The 15849-nt window shown below is 42.8% G+C and carries 19 protein-coding genes; 14 read left to right on the plus strand and 5 right to left on the minus strand.

What is annotated here, in order from left to right:
• Positions 1-348: 348 nt before the first annotated feature.
• The 3 genes from mgtE (at position 349) to ACYQ4S_RS07910 (ending at position 4219) form a co-directional block, all read left to right on the plus strand.
• The gene (gene mgtE / locus ACYQ4S_RS07900; RefSeq protein WP_459770447.1) at positions 349-1716 is read left to right on the plus strand and encodes a magnesium transporter; all 1368 of its coding nucleotides are present in this window, start codon (positions 349-351) and stop codon (positions 1714-1716) included.
• Between the two features lie 100 nt (positions 1717-1816).
• The gene (locus ACYQ4S_RS07905) at positions 1817-2719 is read left to right on the plus strand and encodes an NADP-dependent oxidoreductase (RefSeq protein ID WP_459770449.1); all 903 of its coding nucleotides are present in this window, start codon (positions 1817-1819) and stop codon (positions 2717-2719) included.
• 330 nt (positions 2720-3049) lie between these two features.
• Positions 3050-4219 carry a hydroxymethylglutaryl-CoA synthase gene (locus tag ACYQ4S_RS07910; RefSeq protein ID WP_346025292.1) on the plus strand — a complete coding sequence of 390 codons (1170 nt, stop codon included), beginning with the start codon at positions 3050-3052 and terminating at the stop codon, positions 4217-4219.
• Between the two features lie 39 nt (positions 4220-4258).
• On the opposite strand, the gene ACYQ4S_RS07915 is transcribed toward ACYQ4S_RS07910, so the two are convergent.
• Complete coding sequence (locus ACYQ4S_RS07915) at positions 4259-4480, minus strand: hypothetical protein (protein ID WP_091267463.1); 222 nt, start codon at positions 4478-4480, stop codon at positions 4259-4261.
• A 177-nt stretch (positions 4481-4657) separates the two neighbouring features.
• On the opposite strand from ACYQ4S_RS07915, the gene rpmF reads away from it, so the two are divergent.
• The 6 genes from rpmF to rpmG all read left to right on the plus strand — a co-directional run bounded on the left by rpmF (position 4658) and on the right by rpmG (position 7721).
• Positions 4658-4831, plus strand: coding sequence for a 50S ribosomal protein L32 (gene rpmF, locus ACYQ4S_RS07920; RefSeq protein ID WP_346025293.1), 174 nt, complete (start codon positions 4658-4660; stop codon positions 4829-4831).
• Positions 4832-5150: 319 nt separating this feature from the next.
• A complete protein-coding gene (locus tag ACYQ4S_RS07925; protein ID WP_459770452.1) occupies positions 5151-5969 on the plus strand; it encodes a ZinT family metal-binding protein in 819 nt (272 codons plus the stop codon).
• A gap of 47 nt (positions 5970-6016) precedes the next feature.
• Positions 6017-6286 carry a 30S ribosomal protein S14 gene (gene rpsN, locus ACYQ4S_RS07930; protein ID WP_091267455.1) on the plus strand — a complete coding sequence of 90 codons (270 nt, stop codon included), beginning with the start codon at positions 6017-6019 and terminating at the stop codon, positions 6284-6286.
• A gap of 41 nt (positions 6287-6327) precedes the next feature.
• Positions 6328-7377, plus strand: a complete 1050-nt coding sequence (locus ACYQ4S_RS07935) for a CobW family GTP-binding protein (RefSeq protein ID WP_459770453.1) — start codon at positions 6328-6330, stop codon at positions 7375-7377.
• Positions 7378-7447: 70 nt separating this feature from the next.
• On the plus strand, positions 7448-7570 hold the full coding sequence (locus ACYQ4S_RS07940; protein WP_346025297.1) for a putative metal homeostasis protein: 123 nt from the start codon (positions 7448-7450) through the stop codon (positions 7568-7570).
• A 1-nt stretch (position 7571) separates the two neighbouring features.
• Positions 7572-7721 carry a 50S ribosomal protein L33 gene (gene rpmG, locus ACYQ4S_RS07945; RefSeq protein ID WP_091267450.1) on the plus strand — a complete coding sequence of 50 codons (150 nt, stop codon included), beginning with the start codon at positions 7572-7574 and terminating at the stop codon, positions 7719-7721.
• Positions 7722-7775: 54 nt separating this feature from the next.
• On the opposite strand, the gene ACYQ4S_RS07950 is transcribed toward rpmG, so the two are convergent.
• Entirely contained in the window at positions 7776-9113 is a 1338-nt protein-coding gene (locus ACYQ4S_RS07950; protein ID WP_459770456.1) for a methyl-accepting chemotaxis protein, read from the minus strand.
• 84 nt (positions 9114-9197) lie between these two features.
• Complete coding sequence (locus ACYQ4S_RS07955; RefSeq protein WP_459770458.1) at positions 9198-9539, minus strand: CHASE3 domain-containing protein; 342 nt, start codon at positions 9537-9539, stop codon at positions 9198-9200.
• Positions 9540-10037: 498 nt separating this feature from the next.
• Between ACYQ4S_RS07955 and ACYQ4S_RS07960 the strand changes: the two genes are divergently transcribed.
• Positions 10038-10949, plus strand: a complete 912-nt coding sequence (locus ACYQ4S_RS07960) for a phosphate/phosphite/phosphonate ABC transporter substrate-binding protein (protein ID WP_346023866.1) — start codon at positions 10038-10040, stop codon at positions 10947-10949.
• A gap of 70 nt (positions 10950-11019) precedes the next feature.
• Here ACYQ4S_RS07960 and ACYQ4S_RS07965 read toward each other — a convergent pair whose 3' ends face one another.
• Complete coding sequence (locus tag ACYQ4S_RS07965; protein WP_459770460.1) at positions 11020-11703, minus strand: DUF554 domain-containing protein; 684 nt, start codon at positions 11701-11703, stop codon at positions 11020-11022.
• A 428-nt stretch (positions 11704-12131) separates the two neighbouring features.
• Here ACYQ4S_RS07965 and phnC point away from each other — a divergent pair, with 428 nt between their 5' ends.
• From phnC to phnE (ACYQ4S_RS07980), 3 genes are read left to right on the plus strand one after another with little or no spacing between them, the layout of a single operon-like run.
• On the plus strand, positions 12132-12902 hold the full coding sequence (gene phnC, locus ACYQ4S_RS07970) for a phosphonate ABC transporter ATP-binding protein (protein ID WP_459770461.1): 771 nt from the start codon (positions 12132-12134) through the stop codon (positions 12900-12902).
• Positions 12899-13705 carry a phosphonate ABC transporter, permease protein PhnE gene (gene phnE, locus ACYQ4S_RS07975; RefSeq protein ID WP_459770462.1) on the plus strand — a complete coding sequence of 269 codons (807 nt, stop codon included), beginning with the start codon at positions 12899-12901 and terminating at the stop codon, positions 13703-13705. The genes phnC and phnE (ACYQ4S_RS07975) overlap by 4 nt, the downstream gene beginning before the upstream one ends.
• Complete coding sequence (gene phnE / locus ACYQ4S_RS07980) at positions 13702-14505, plus strand: phosphonate ABC transporter, permease protein PhnE (protein WP_346023870.1); 804 nt, start codon at positions 13702-13704, stop codon at positions 14503-14505. Before phnE (ACYQ4S_RS07975) ends, phnE (ACYQ4S_RS07980) begins: the two co-directional genes overlap by 4 nt.
• A gap of 203 nt (positions 14506-14708) precedes the next feature.
• Here phnE (ACYQ4S_RS07980) and mscL read toward each other — a convergent pair whose 3' ends face one another.
• A complete protein-coding gene (gene mscL / locus ACYQ4S_RS07985) occupies positions 14709-15134 on the minus strand; it encodes a large conductance mechanosensitive channel protein MscL (protein ID WP_459770463.1) in 426 nt (141 codons plus the stop codon).
• Positions 15135-15448: 314 nt separating this feature from the next.
• Between mscL and ACYQ4S_RS07990 the strand changes: the two genes are divergently transcribed.
• The gene (locus ACYQ4S_RS07990; protein WP_346023872.1) at positions 15449-15658 is read left to right on the plus strand and encodes a hypothetical protein; all 210 of its coding nucleotides are present in this window, start codon (positions 15449-15451) and stop codon (positions 15656-15658) included.
• The last annotated feature ends 191 nt before the right edge of the window (positions 15659-15849 follow it).

The raw sequence follows: 15849 nt of genomic DNA on the forward strand, positions 1-15849 counted from the left end.
TTTTCAAGCATTTCCTGTTGTCTGATATTTTCTTTCAGGCAATAGTAGATAATTTCAAACTGACAGTTTATAATAGGGGTATACAGCACTTGCTTTTCCTTCTTTCTGGGGATAGTTTGGTAGTCGGGTACCTACTATTTTACCGATAAATGAGGGAGGGGCAAGTGTTTTTTGTCTTTTCCTTGATAGAACAACGGTTATAGACCTTTAAGAACAAAAAAATTTGACAGTAACTGCAAAAAAATGGGGGTGGAGTCATGGTGATAAATGACGACAGTGAAAGTTTAAGTTGGCTGGTAAGTATAACGGGAGAACATTGGAATAACATAATATATTGGAGGAATCATCATGGAAAAATTCAAAAACACAGTATGGACTCATCTTGAGAAAAGAGATATGGAAAGCTTGAAGCAGACACTGTCAGGTGCAGGGGATCTTGATCTGATTAATCTGCTGCATGACCTGCCTGCGGACGAAAAGGCAGTGGTCTTTCGCCTGCTGTCTAAAGACCGTGCGCTGGATATATTTGAGGATCTGGATCCGAACAGTCAGCAGCAGCTGATCAGCTCGTTCAGTGAAGAACGAGTCATCGAGGTCTTTGCAGAAATGGCCCCGGATGATCGTGTACGTCTGCTGGACGAATTTCCAGCTAAGGTCACGAAAAAAATCATCGGCTCACTCAACCAGGAAGAACGGCAGGCAACGGCGCTGCTTATGGGTTACGAAGAAGAAACAGCGGGTCGTCTGATGACACCGGAATACGTAACGGTCAAAAAAGAACAGACTGTGAAAGAAGCGCTTGAGGCAATTAGATTGACGGCTGCTGAAAAAGAAACGATTTATATCGTGTACGTGACCGATGCAAAAAGAATGCTGGAAGGTGTGCTGTCACTAAGAGAACTGGTCATCGCTGATCCTGATGCACGTATCGAAACGGTCATGCACAAGTGTGTAGCGAAAGTTTCGACGGATACCGATCAGGAAGAGGCCGCACGTATGCTTCAGACGCTCGACTTTCTTGCTCTGCCAGTCGTTGATAAGGAAAATCGGATCGTTGGAATCCTGACTTTCGATGACGCCATGGATATCATCGAAGAAGAAACAACAGAAGATATCTTCGATAAAGCCGGTCTGGCGGACTTAAATGATCGGGAATCCAACCGCAGTGAGCGTCTGGTCAACGGGTCTATTATGCAGATTTGGAAGGTCAGGCTGCCTTTCCTCGTTATTACGATGGTCGGGGGTCTGCTTGCAGGTGTCGTTATCGATTCATTTGAAGAAGCCCTTGAAGCAATTGCGGCAGTAGCGATCTTCATTCCGGTCATTATGGATATGGGAGGGAGTGCAGGAACGCAGTCCTCAACTATTTTCGCACGTGGACTGATTCTGGGTCATGTCGATACCAACCGTTTTATGAAGCATTTAGGTAAAGAGACGCTGGTCGGTCTAAGTATGGGTGCATTAGTGGGGCTGGTGACAGGGATCATTGCTTCCGTCTGGCAGGGCATTCCTGAACTGGGAATAGCCGTTGGTGTCGCTCTGGCAGTTACTATGACTCTCGCAACCGTACTTGGTTTCTTTATTCCTTACATCCTGTTCAAACTGGGCATCGATCAGGCTGCAGGAGCAGATCCGATCATTACGACGATTAAAGATATATCTGGGCTGGTCATTTACTTCGTATTAGTCACTCAGCTGCTTGGCTACTTGATGTAATTTAAGAACCCAATAATTGAAATAAAGCAGGCTGTCACCCACGGCGATCTGTTTTTTTGGTAAACTACGATAAGAAGAATACTTTTCAGGAGGCAATAATATGAAAGCAATAGTGATCGACGAGTTTGGCGGAATAGAAAAGCTGCAGATGAAGAACATCGATAGACCGGATCTGAAACCGGACCGAATGATCGTTCAAATGGCTGCTACAAGTGTCAACCCGATTGATGTTAAGCGCAGGAAAGGGTTGTTTGGCGGCAAGACACCAATGATCGTTGGCGGAGATGTATCGGGGACGGTAGTAGAAGTTGGCGATGATGTGACTGGTTTTAAAGTTGGGGACCGCGTCATGGCAAACGGAACGAAAACATACGCAGAATTTGTTGTAGTAAATCCTGACAGGGCTGTGGTCCTGCCCGATACGGTCTCTTTCGAAGAAGCTGCAGCTATTCCTTTAGCCGGGCAGACGGCTTATGAAGCGGTAGTTACGCGAGGGCAAGTTAAAGAAGGACAGAGTGTTCTGATACATGGCGGTTCAGGTGGCGTAGGATCTCTTGCTGTTCAAATCGCCAAGATCAAAGGAGCCTGGGTTGCATCAACGGCAAGTGGAAAGAATCAGAGTCTACTCAAGGATTTGGGTGTGGATCGTCCAGTCGATTACAAGTCAGAAGCTTTTGAAGAGCTGCTTGATCCAGTTGATTTTGTATTCGATACGGTTGGTGGAGACGTTCAGACTAGAAGTCTGTCGGTCATTAAAGAAGGCGGACACCTGCTGTCGATTGCAGCAGAACCCGACGAAAATACAGCGGTTAAAGCAGAGTTTTTCTCAATGAGTCCCACAAAAGAAGCGCTGGAAGATTTGCTCAAGTGGCTTGAGGAAGGAAAAATCAGACCGGTCATTTCAGAGATGCTGGACTTTACGGAAGAAGGTGTCAGGAAAGCCCACGAATTGATTGAAACAGGCCATGCAGGTGGAAAAATCATTCTGACTTTTCCTAGATAGCACAGAAACAGGAGAAGAAAGCACATTTTAATCAGAATAAGAGGAGAGGCCGTTTGCGTCGTAGCGAACGACCTCTTTTTGCTTCTCCTGTAGATAGCGGGGGGTGTCGAACCGCTCATAAACAGATATATGGACGATTAGGGTGTAAGAATGACTAGCGAATACGCCAAATATAGGTTTTATGGCATATTCGCTGTCTGACTTCGTGCATGAATGACCCTTATATTGAGATAAAAGTCATTCTTTAATATTCTTAAATAAATTTTAAACAAGCTGATTTATACTGTATGAGAGTTAAGATAGAGAGAATGACGACAGGAGGACAATCGGTTGGATATAGGAATTGATAAGATTGGATTTTACACACCAAACGTTTTTGTAGATATGGAGAAATTAGCAGAGGTCAGAGGTGTCGATCCTGCTAAGTATACGATCGGTATTGGTCAGGAAAAGATGGCTATTGCCCCACTGCATCACGACTCGGTCAGTATGGCGGCAAATGCAGCGTTATCTATTTTAGATGATGAAGACAAAGCAGCTATCGATTTTGTCCTGTTTGGGACAGAGTCAGGTGTCGATCACTCCAAGTCTGGCGCCGTATGGGTCCATCAGCTGACAGGTATTCAGAAAAATGCGCGTTGTGTTGAGCTGAAACAGGCTTGTTACGGAGCGACAGCAGGAATCAAGATGGCAATGGGACATATTGCATTGAATCCTGAAAGTAAAGTACTCGTTTTAGGTTCGGATATTGCAAAATATGGTCTGAAAACTGGTGGGGAACCTACTCAGGGAGCTGGAGCTGTTGCGATCGTTCTTTCACAGAACCCTCGAGTCATGTCACTGGATAATGACAGCGCGTCAATGACGAAAGATATTTCTGATTTCTGGCGCCCGTTGTATTCAGACTATGCCTTTGTGGACGGAAAATTTTCAAATGAAGCTTATTTAAGCTTCTTGAAAGAAGTATGGAACAATTACAAAGAACAGACCCGTCGGGAATTGAGTGATTTTGAAGCGATGTGTTTCCACCTTCCGTATACTAAGATGGGCAAGAAAGCGATTCTTGCACTGACTGAAGACGCAGATGAAAGTGAAGCGAAGCGCCTGATGAACTCTTATCACGACAGTATCCACTATAATAAGCAAGTAGGGAATGTCTACACGGGCTCTTTATATTTGAGTCTTCTGTCACTACTGGAACAGGGACCTGAACTGGAAGAAGGCGCACGTATCGGATTGTTCAGTTACGGTTCCGGAGCGGTAGGCGAATTCTTCAGTGGGGTAGTCAAGCCTGATTATAAACAGTTCCTGAATAAAGAAGCGCATGAAGCTGTACTTGATGATCGTCGTGAGCTGTCTATTGATGAATATGAAACGACTCTTGAACAGGCGCTGCCTAAAGACGGATCAGATGTTGACATCGATAATGAACAGGTCAATGTAGGAAAGGCTCATTTAGCTGCTATTAAAGAAAATATTCGTATGTACGCCATTAAATAGAATGAATGATAAAAGCACTGGGCAGGCGCCAGTGCTTTTTTATTCGTCCATACTGTCCATGATCTGCTGTTTTGCAAGTTCGAGCAGACCTATCGTTGTGAGCTGGGAGTCTGAGGTCTGATAGGTTTTTACAATCTGATCTTTCCCTATACTTACAATAACCATACTTTCACTTGTAAGCCACTCGTCTAAATAAGAATGAACAAACTCTTCATTACTCATTCCACGAACTTTCTTTCTGCGTGCTTCTGAAAAATCCATTTTATTCAATCCTTTGTTTAAATTAAAACGTAACAATTACGATTTACTAAACTATATAGGTGTTTCCTGCAATTTTCAAGAGAATTAGAGGAAAACTCACTAGATACTTGATAATTATATAAAGGTATAGTAGAATTCTAAAACGTAACGATTACGATTTGTTGAGGAGGAAATATAATGGCAGTACCAAAAAGAAGAACATCGAAAGCTAAGCAGAGAAAGAGACGGACACATAAAGGAGCTAATGTACCTGGGGGTCTTTCTTTAGATTCAAGTACAGGAGAATATCGCATAAGCCACAGAATTTCAAAAGATGGCTATTACAATGGCAAAAAAATTCTGGATAAATAAACTGAGGTGAGAGACTGTCTCTCATCTTTTTTTATTTAAAAAATAATTCGGCAATGGAATAAACTATTTTTATTTTCGATTTCTCTTGACAGATCAAACATAAGGATGTAAAGTGATAAATCGTAATGATTATGATTTAGGAAAAGGATGATTTTTTATGACAAAAGCATACATAAAGTGGGCTGCATTTCTTGCTTCAGCTCTTCTACTGACCGCATGTACGACTGAAGAAGAACCGGAATCCAGTGCTGCTCAATCTGATACTTAAGAGACTGCTGGAGAAGACACCAATCAGTTAGCAGGAGAAGGCATCGAAATAATGGGTCTGGCGCATCACTATCATACGGGTGACGAAGTTGAGCTGGTCGCTAGCTCAGAGACTGCAGAAGATGCACAGTGGCAATGGCATACAAGAGATAGTGACGATCAGGAATGGAGTCTAGTCAGTGCTCAAACAACTGAACGCTTCTCACGTGAGGCGACACTAGATGGGCTGCAGATCAAAGCGGTTTTAGTTAACGATGATGAAGAAGTTCTTGAAGAATCAGAACCTGTAGTGGTTGAAATCGATGACCACCATGGACATGACGAAACAACACGACGCATCTATAGAGGGTTCTTCTATAATGATGAAATAGGAGACCGCGATTTGTCCGACTGGGAAGGGGATTGGCAGTCTGTCTACCCTTATCTTCAGTCTGGTGACCTGGATGAAGTCTTCGAAGCTAAGGCAGCCGAGAGCGACACAATGGACTTTGATGATTATGTCGAATACTACGATATCGGCTATGAAACAGATGTTGATCGTATTGTGATTGAAGACGACAGTTTTACTTTCTATTATCAGGATGGTAATGACTATACAGCCGAGTACGAATATGACGGCTATGAAGTATTGAATTACCAGAGAGGAAACAGAGGTGTACGCTTCATCTTTTCACGTGTAGAAGGTAGTGAAGAGATGCCTCAATATATCCAGTTCAGTGATCATATTATTTCACCGAATGAATCAGATCACTTCCACCTGTACTGGGGAGATGACCATGACGAACTGATTGATGAAGTAACAAATTGGCCAACCTATTATCCATCTGAACTTGACTCAGAAGGACTAGTGCAGGACATGCTGGCTCATTAAATAATGACTGCCCAAAAATAACCCATTACGACTAGGAGGAATCGATCATGGCAAAAAAGAGTAAAATCGCTAAATTGAAACGTCAGCAGGCAACGGTTGAAAAATATGCGGCTTTAAGAAAAGAACTGAAAGAAAAAGGAGATTATGAAGGTCTCTCAAAACTTCCAAGAGATGCATCGCCGACAAGACTGCAGAATCGTGATAGAATTGACGGCCGTCCTAGAGGATATATGAGACAGTTCGGCATGTCACGCATCAATTTTCGAAAACTGGCACATGAAGGAAAAATTCCCGGTGTGAAAAAAGCAAGCTGGTAATTCTGATGGAAAACCACTAAAGGGAAAGGCGGTTGATCACTATGGACAATAAAATACCGGTTACGATTATCACAGGATTTTTAGGAGCTGGAAAAACGACCCTGATCAATGAACTGTTGTACCAGCCACAGGATGAGAAAATAGCAGTAATTGTGAATGAGTACGGAGATGTCGGTGTTGACCATCACTTGGTAGTCAATGTTGAAGAAGAAATCTATCAGATGAATAACGGCTGTCTGTGTTGTACCTTAAGGACTGACTTGTCAGACATGCTGCAGACGATCTATTCTATTCGAGAAAAACAGACAGTGCAGATCGACCGGATCATTATCGAGACAACAGGGCTGGCTGAACCCGGTCCGATTGCTCAGACATTTATGCGTCATCCCTTTCTTCAGGAGCACTACACCATTGACTCTGTTATCACACTAGTGGATGCGGGCAGTGCATTGTACCAGCTGGCTCATTATGAAGAATCAAAAGATCAGGTTGCTTTCGCGGATAAGTTGTTATTGACTAAAGTGGATTCAGTCAGCAATGAGACGCTGCACGCTTTAAAACAGAAACTGAGAGCTCTTAACCCGTTCGCGGCTATTGATCACCTGAATTTAGAAGAAGTAGCGATAAAAGAAGTTCTTGGTCTTGAATTGTTCAACGAACAAAAAAGAGAAAAGGTTATGACCGAGGTGGATGAAGAGGAAGGCCATGACCACGACCACGGTCATGATCATGAAGTGCACCACCATCATCATGACCATCATCACACAGACGATATCGTGACATTGTCTCTTAAAGCGAAAGATCCTATTCATCCGACACTTATTGATATGTGGATGAATGAACTGATCATGACTTATGGTATGGATCTGCTGCGTTATAAGGGCATTTTGCACTTATATAAAGATCCGAATCAGATCGTTTATCAAGGCGTCAATATGACCTTCCAGGCCGAAAGAGGACAACCGTGGGGGGACCAAGAAAAGGAATCTGTTTTAGTATTCATAGGTAAAAATCTTCCCGTGAAAGAGATGGAGTTAGCCTTCAAGAGGTGTGTTCTGACAGAAGAAGTCATGGAAGAACTGGGAATATAGTAAAGAAAATCGATAACCTGAACTATTAATTATAACGATTCAAGATTCAAGTATTGAGGAGGAAATGTCTATGGCTGAGAAAACAGATGTCTCTACTGCGCGCCGTATGATGAAAAGCCCGAACAAAAAAACGGCCCGGAGAGGACTAAAAATAATAAAACAGATGAAAAAAATAAAGAGAGGAGTCAGATGATATGAGAAAGACGGTTACTCTTGAGTGTGTTGAAACAGGTGAACGACTATATATCACAAGTAAAAATACCCGTAACAACCCTGAACGTCTGGAATTAAAAAAATACTCTCAGAAATTGAGACGAAAAGCTTTATTTAGAGAAACAAAATAACTGATAAATAAAGACCTCTGATTCTTTTAATGTAAAAGAGCCAGAGGTCTGTTTTTATAATGTGAAGTTAGATACGATGTTATCCATATTTTCTGCAAGTGCAACGAGTTGGGATACTTTCCCGCCGTTTCCAGCTACTTCATCCATAGAACTGCTGATCTGTTGGGCAGATGCGGATGTCTGTTCGACACCGGCAGCAGATTCTTCTGATACTGAAGCAATCTCTTCAATAGACGTATTCATATCGATAGTATTATGCTCGATATGCTGAAAACTGGTATTGATATCGGTAATTCTGTCTGACATACGGTGAAGCGACTGGGTGATTGTGTTGAAAGTTCGACCGGTCTCGCTGATTTTGATTGATCCTTCAGCAACTTCTTTATACCCAGCTTGAAGGTATTCGCTGACATTCTTTGATTCTGCCTGAATCGTGCCGACGAAACCAGTGATTTCTTTGACAGAAGTATTGACCTCTTCAGCAAGTTTGCGGACTTCATCTGCCACTACAGCAAAGCCTTTGCCTTGTTCACCTGCACGGGCGGCTTCGATCGCGGCGTTTAATGCAAGCAGGTTCGTCTGATTGGCAATCGCCTGAATGATTTCGACCAGGTTTGATATTTCCTGTGTCTGTGCATCCAGTTTGTCGACCCGTGTGACAGAATCTTTGACCAGCTTATCGATTTTGTGCATCTGCTGCTCGGATTCGTCCATCAATTCCTTCCCTTTGGTCGTATCCTCAAGAACTTTGCTGGAAAGACTTGTTATAGCTTCACCATTGTCGCTCGTCTGGTTGACCATCTGAACAAATGAATCCATAATTACTGAGAGTTTGCTTGCGCTTCCTGCCTGAGTTTCTGATCCGACAGCCAGTTCCTGCATGGTCATCGCGACCTGGTCAGTACCTGACATCACTTCCTGAGCTGATTCAGACAATTCCTTGCTGTTTAAAGTAAGCTGATAGGAAGCATCTGAAATATTCGTGATGATCTGTCTCAAACTTGTTTCCATTTCATTTATAGACGAAGTGAGTTTACCAGTTTCATCGGCTGCCTGGATATTCAGTGGAGCTGTATGCAGCTCGCCATTTGTAATTAGTGCGACTTTATCGACAACTTTGTTTATTGGTTTGGCAATCGATCGAGCAGTAACGAGGGCAATTACGATTGAAATTACGATAACTATAACGGAAATAATCAAGTCAAAGATCATTGATTGTTGACCACTGGCAATCATATCTGATCTCATCTGGTTGATCTGCTGTTCCCGAGCAACTGCTCTGTCAGACAGCTCATTCAATAGAGCAGTAGTCGTCGGAGCCAGTTCACCAAGATTTGCTTCTGCGAGCGCAGGGTCTCCTGCTGCATAGACATCAAAAACTTTCGTAAGCATTTGCTGTGTCCAATCATCATAGGTCTGGACGAGCTGGTCGATCTCTTCTCCTGGTATGAGCTGAGCCATCCGGTCAAAGTAAGGCTAGTTTTCTTCAGCATTTTCCACGAACATCCCACGATAGCGTTCTTCTCCAGTCATCAGATAAGCTCTGACATTTGTCGAACGTCTAGCTAGTGAAAAAGCGGCACGTTCGTTGGCAATCATTATACTAACATGGTTACCAGCTAAATGTTCAATGGAATCGTTCATTTCGTGTAAAGCAAAGTAACCTTCGAAGGTCAGCCCGGCCACCATGAGTATGAGTATACTGAACCCGAAGAGTATTTTAGCTCTCAGAGATTTGAAGGCGACAAGTGATTTAAGCTTAGTTAATAGATTGTTCTGTTCTTTTTTTGCGGATGTGTCATTTAAAGCCATTTCCATTGTACTTCACTCCTTTAATCAAATTATCGGTTGGAGTTAAAAGATATTTATGCATATCACAACGAATATTTTATAGACAAATAATACAAACCAAAAGGAACAGTGTGTAAATAATTAGTGTTTATATTAATGATTATTAAATGGTTAAATATGTATGCTTCTCCTATTAAAAAAACTGGATACACTTTAGAAATATAAATTAGAGAATTCAAAATCGTAAATTCTTAATGTCAACAAATCCTGCAATGCGCCTCTGATGATGAAATGTTCAAATTTATGTACTTTGATTAATTGTGAACAAATTTCGAAATGATGTGTTAAAACTATACAAATATTAATATTTCAATTTAACAATAAGACGCTTACGTAAACTGACCTTTGATGACTATTGACTGAAGCTGATAGTCCCGTATTATGAAAATAAGTTGAAAATAATTGTGAACTCCTTCAAAATAATATGAGACTAACTAAAAGTGATGGAATGAAAGGACTAAAAAAATGAAAAAAATGAGATTTTTGCTGTTAGGTATAAGTTCTGTTTTACTGATGGCTGCATGTGGTACTGAAACGGCTGATACAGATACAGAATCAGATGGGGTAGAGGAAGTCGAAGAACTGGTACTCGGCTATTTCCCCTCAGCTGATGTGGCAAATATGGCAGAATCGGCGAGACCACTTGAAGAGTACTTGTCTGACCAGCTGGGTATTCCGGTAACAGGCGAGGTGATGACAGACTACACGGGTCTGATTGAGGCGATGCGTAACCAGAATGCTGATGTGGCCTTCCTGCCACCTTTTGCCTATGTGCAGGCTGAAGAAAGAGCAAATGCAGAAGTGCTTCTGAAGGCCATTCGTGATGGGTCGGACTCTTATGTTGCTCAGTACAATGTCGCGGCTGACTCAGAAATCGGCTCAATTGATGATCTGATCGAATCTGAAGGGCTTGTCTGGGCATTTGCCGATTATACATCGACATCAGGGTACCTGTTCCCGGCTCAGCAGATGATGGATCTTGGCGTAGACGATCTGGATACTCACTTTACTCAAATCGATGTCGGCGCGCACGATACGGCATTACTTTCAGTCCTTGATGGGCAGGCAGATTTCGCAACGACTTTTGAAGATGCCCGTGTACGCCTTGAAGATGAGATTCCGGACATTTTCGAACAGATCAGAGTTATTGGAACCACAGAAGAAATACCCAACGCCACATTGTCTGTTCGTGGTGACCTGTCAGAAGACATGAAAGAGCGTATTAGTGAAGCTTTCCTTAATATGAATGATGACCCTGATATGCTGGAAGTCCTGGCAGATGTCTATAACTGGGAAGGGTTCGCTCCAGCTGAATCGGAAGATTATGATGTTGTCCGGGATGTATACAGGCAGTTTGAGGACTTAATCGAGGAATAAGTGGAATAAAAAAATCTGCTGGTATGCGTGACTCTCTTACAAGAGCTGCATTTGCCGGCAGATTTTTCGTTTAGTAGAACAAGAAGAAAAGAAGAGGAATCGCAATGGCTGGCACGAAATTCATAACTTTCAGCTTAGTCACTTCAAGAATGTTCAGCCCCAAAGCCAGAATAAGAATCGATCCGACTGCATTGATATCGTTGATCATCGCATCAGTCAGGATGATATCTAAAGCACTGGCGAATAAAGTGATGGCCCCTTGATATAAGAAGACAAGGACGCCGGAAAATATGACGCCAATACCCAGACTCGAAGCGAGAATGATACTGGTAATGCCGTCCATCAGAGCTTTTGTCAGCAGGATTGTATGATTTCCCGTCAGGCCGCTTTCCAGAGGTCCGACAATCGACATAGCGCCGACAGCCATGATCAGACTCGACACGACAAAACCTTTGGAAATAGATGATGAACCATTTTTAGACGGAAAACGGTATTCCAGAGACGTCCCGAGCTTATGGATTTTATCATCGAAATCAATGACTTCTCCCACAGCTGCACCAACGACCAGCGACAGAATGATATATATAGTATTTTCTCCGGACATCATGCCTGTAATGCCGATATAAATAGCACTGAGAGCCAGCGCGCGCATCAGAGCTTTCTCGATTCTTAAAGGAATCCCTTTGTTGACAAAAAGGCCGACTGTTCCTCCGAGAACGATTGCTAAAGTATTGATGATCACTCCAAAAAACATAGTAAAGAACTCCTTCGTTGACGTATGTATTCTAACCTACTATATAAGGCTATCTGGTTACATACAAATGGTTTGACAACAGGAAAAATAAAAAGAAAGATCAAAACCTGTGGGCTTCAATCTTTCTTCAATAACCCGTCCTCAGTAAACCGGTTATCCATCAGAATAAGTAAAGTCAGTCAGAAAGGGCCTCGCTGCTTATCAGTAGAAGGTCCATTACTCTCCATATTTATTATACCTCATTTTCAAATAAAAGTATGCAAGCGATTACAAAATGAGATAAAATTAATTTTTATTGCTGCATGTCTGAGCATGAGATTATTCTGAAACTTGACAATAGGAGACAATCGAAATAGAGTGGAAAAAATAGTATACTGAATAGTAAGATAAAATAGACAGATCGAAGTTCATGAAAAGAGGGTAGCTGCGTGATCGAATTCAAAAATGTCTCATTAAGATATTCAAATGGGGTCGAAGCATTAAAAAATGTGAATATAAAGATAAATAAAGGCGAGTTCGTTGTCATCGTAGGGATGTCCGGTGCCGGAAAGTCTACTCTAATGACCTGCATCAACCGGATGGTTGTGCCGACTGAAGGAGAAGTGATTGTCGACGGTCAGACTATTTCCAAATTAAAAGAGTCGAAACTGCGTGCACTTCGTACCCAAATCGGTATCATCTTTCAGGACTATAATCTCGTCAAACGCATGTCTGTCCTGAGAAACGTGATGGTCGGTCGGCTGGGTCATACGTCGACTTTCAACAGTCTGATCGGGCGATTTCCTCAAGAAGACCTCCAGCTCGCAATGAACAATCTCAAACGAATCGGTATCGATGAGAAGGCTTATGTCCGAGCCGACCAGCTCAGTGGAGGGCAGCAGCAGAGGGTCAGTATAGCACGTGTCCTGACACAGCAGCCTAAAGTCATTCTGGCAGACGAACCTGTTGCGTCACTCGATCCTCCAACATCTCATCAGGTCATGAGAGACCTGAAGCGTGTAAGTAAAGAAGATGGGCTGACAACATTAGTCAATCTGCACTTCATCGATCTGGCAATGGAATATGCCGACCGGATCATTGGGATGCGGGATGGTGAAGTGGTATTTGACGGCCACATCGATGAAGTCACTGAACAGACATTTGAAGAGATATACGGCCGCCCGATTCGTGCGGATGAGAAAAGAGGGGACGCCTCGTGAAACAAAAAAAGACCTCTTCTAGTAAAGTCAGGCTATTCAAGCCGTCATTCTACATCAAACTGATTGGTTTCAGTGCGGGCGTTCTCGTGCTCTACTCCCTTGCGATTCGTCAGACTAATGCCTCGCTGACCCGTATGCTGTCGGCATTTCCGATATTATTCCGCATGCTGACAGAGGACTTTTTTCCGCCTGACTTCGGCTACTTTTCAACAGTAGTGAATCAGCTGATCGAAACGTTCAATATTGCCTTGATCAGCACGACACTGGCTGCGATCATGGCTTTTCCGCTACTTTTTTTTTCGTCATCAACATTGAACAGACACCCTTTATCATACGGAGGGATGCGAGTTGCCTTGACCATCGTCCGGTCGATCCCGAACATTATAATGGTCGTACTCATGGTAGCCGTTGTAGGTTTAGGCTCGGTATCCGGTATTCTGGCACTCATGATTTACTCGGCAGCAATCCTAATTAAGCTGACCAGTGAATCGGTCGAATCGATTGATGAACGGCCAATCCAGGCCATCAAGGCAATGGGCGGAAATAACCCTCAAGTTATCCGGTATGGCGTTTTGCCACAGATCACACCAATTTATCTCTCACATATATTGTATGTACTTGAAATCAATTTAAAAGCCTCCGTTGTACTGGGCTTTGTAGGTGCAGGGGGGATCGGTCAGCTGATCAGACGACAGATGAGCTTATTCAGGTATGACCGTTTAGGGCTCATCATATTCGTATTATTTCTTGCCATCAGTGTGATCGATTATATCAGCCAGACAGTAAGGAGCAGACTCGCGTGAAAAACAAGGACAGAATTTCTCTTCGGTCTCAACGTACGTTAAAACAGAAAACAATGATCTATCTCGTAGTGATGAGTCTGAGTTTTTTGTATGCGTTCAGTCTCTGGTCACAGGATTTTTCCATTGCCTCCTCGCAGTCTTCTCCAGGAACGATTCTTTACAGGTTATTTGTCGTCCCTCTCATTGACCCAACCTATTGGCCTTCGTTTGTGGAGAGAGGCTGGCAGATGATCGAAACGATTGCTATTGCCTATGCAGGAGGGATTGCTGCTTCCTTGTTTGCCCTGCCGGTTGCGATACTAGCGGCAAGGAACAGTGGAGGCCGAGCCAGTTACCTAGGCAAACTGTTTTTAAATGCTATCCGTTCGATACCGGAGCTGCTGTTCGGCGTGTTCTTTGTGGCCGCCGTCGGTCCTGGATCCTTTGCAGGTGTATTGGCTATCAGCGTCAATTCGATTGGCATGATCGGCAAACTGTATTCGGAAAGCATCGAGTCGATCGATCAGGCGCCGATCGTAGCAATCAAAGCCAGCGGAGGCAATGACCTGCAGGCGTTCTGGTATGGCATTCTCCCTCAGATCCTGCCGCAATTTTTGTCAATCTCGCTGTTCCGTTTTGAAATAGATGTCCGGGCTTCAACGATACTTGGACTAGTCGGAGCTGGAGGCATCGGGGTTCCGCTGATTCTTTCACAGCAGCAGAGGCATTGGGAAGAAGTCGGTGTGATTCTGATCATTGTCATCGTGTTCGTCGTGATCATTGATAAAATAAGTGGAAAGATAAGGTCGAACTTAGTCTGAAGTTGCTCAAGCTGATATGCTGGGCAGCTTTTTCTGTTTCCTAGGTCATGATAGTTTAAAATTTCTGAAATCAAATTAACGCCAGTCAAAATATATATTTAAAATCGAGCCACCCATTCATCTTGAAATTAGAGTGCAAAAGACCAGCCGCTGCTGTTGAGGCAGTCGGCTGGTCTTTTGATAACACTCTTTATAAGAAGGCCTTATTCTAAAGGACGGTCATCACGTGATAAATTAGGGGTATCCGCTCTCTCTGCAAGCAGGTCGCGTATTTCTTCCAAGTAATTTTCTACGCTCGGCGCCTCTACTTCAACTTCCTCTGCTTCCTCCGGCTTCCGGGAGAGATTGTTGATCACTTTGATGATGACAAAGAGTACAAGTGCGATAAGTACAAAATCAATGACAGCTTGAAGAAATTGTCCATATCCAATTTCTGCTGATCCGATCTGTAATGCAAGTTGGTCGACACTGGCATTCCCCGTTACTGCTACGATGATGGGAGTAATCACATGCTCAACCAGAGCAGTCACTATAGCTGTAAATACGGTACCCATAACGATTCCGACAGCCAGCTCAATCACATTTCCGCGCATTAAAAATGTTCGAAATTCTTTAATCAATATAAACATCCTCTCTCCAAATACTTACTGTATTCTATTCTAAACTATCCAGCAGAAAATAAAAAAGTAAAAGTTTAGTCACATTTACAAGATTTTTACAAAAAAAGGGTGGAGATAGGCCTTCTATCCCGGTATACTGGAATTACAGATAAAGAAGGAGTGGCGCTTGACCTACATTGTTCGTTTTTTAGCAAATTAAAAGATGTAACAAACTTAAAAAAAGTGATAGACTTTTCAATTACCGAATGTTAATGTCGAATAGTGCGTTAATCGTACATATTTACAGCACATACATGTGTAACATAGAATTGGGAGGAATTATTTTGTCTAAGAAATGGTTAAAAGGTTTAGGTATTACACTAGCTTCAGTTATGCTACTTGGGGCTTGCGGAAACGATGAAGAAGGCGCTGAGGAAACAGCAGAAGAAACTGACGGAGCCGATGAAAATGGCGCAGCAGGCGAAGGTATGATCGAAATCGATGAAATCTCAGTTGGATTTGTCCCTTCACGTGACCCTGACGAGATTTTTTGAATTTGCCCAAAATTTATAACAACACTTTATATACCAAAAGCTCGAGGAATTCACATGTGGAAAACATGGAAGCCTCGAGCTTTTTGACTGTCCACAGCAAAAATCTGTGGACAAAATGCACCCTGTTGCGTGTTATAATTGATTCACCACAAAACAAAAAAACAGAACAGGAACTGAGGTTATTTTACCAT

The organism is Alkalibacterium sp. s-m-28 (assembly GCF_054658175.1).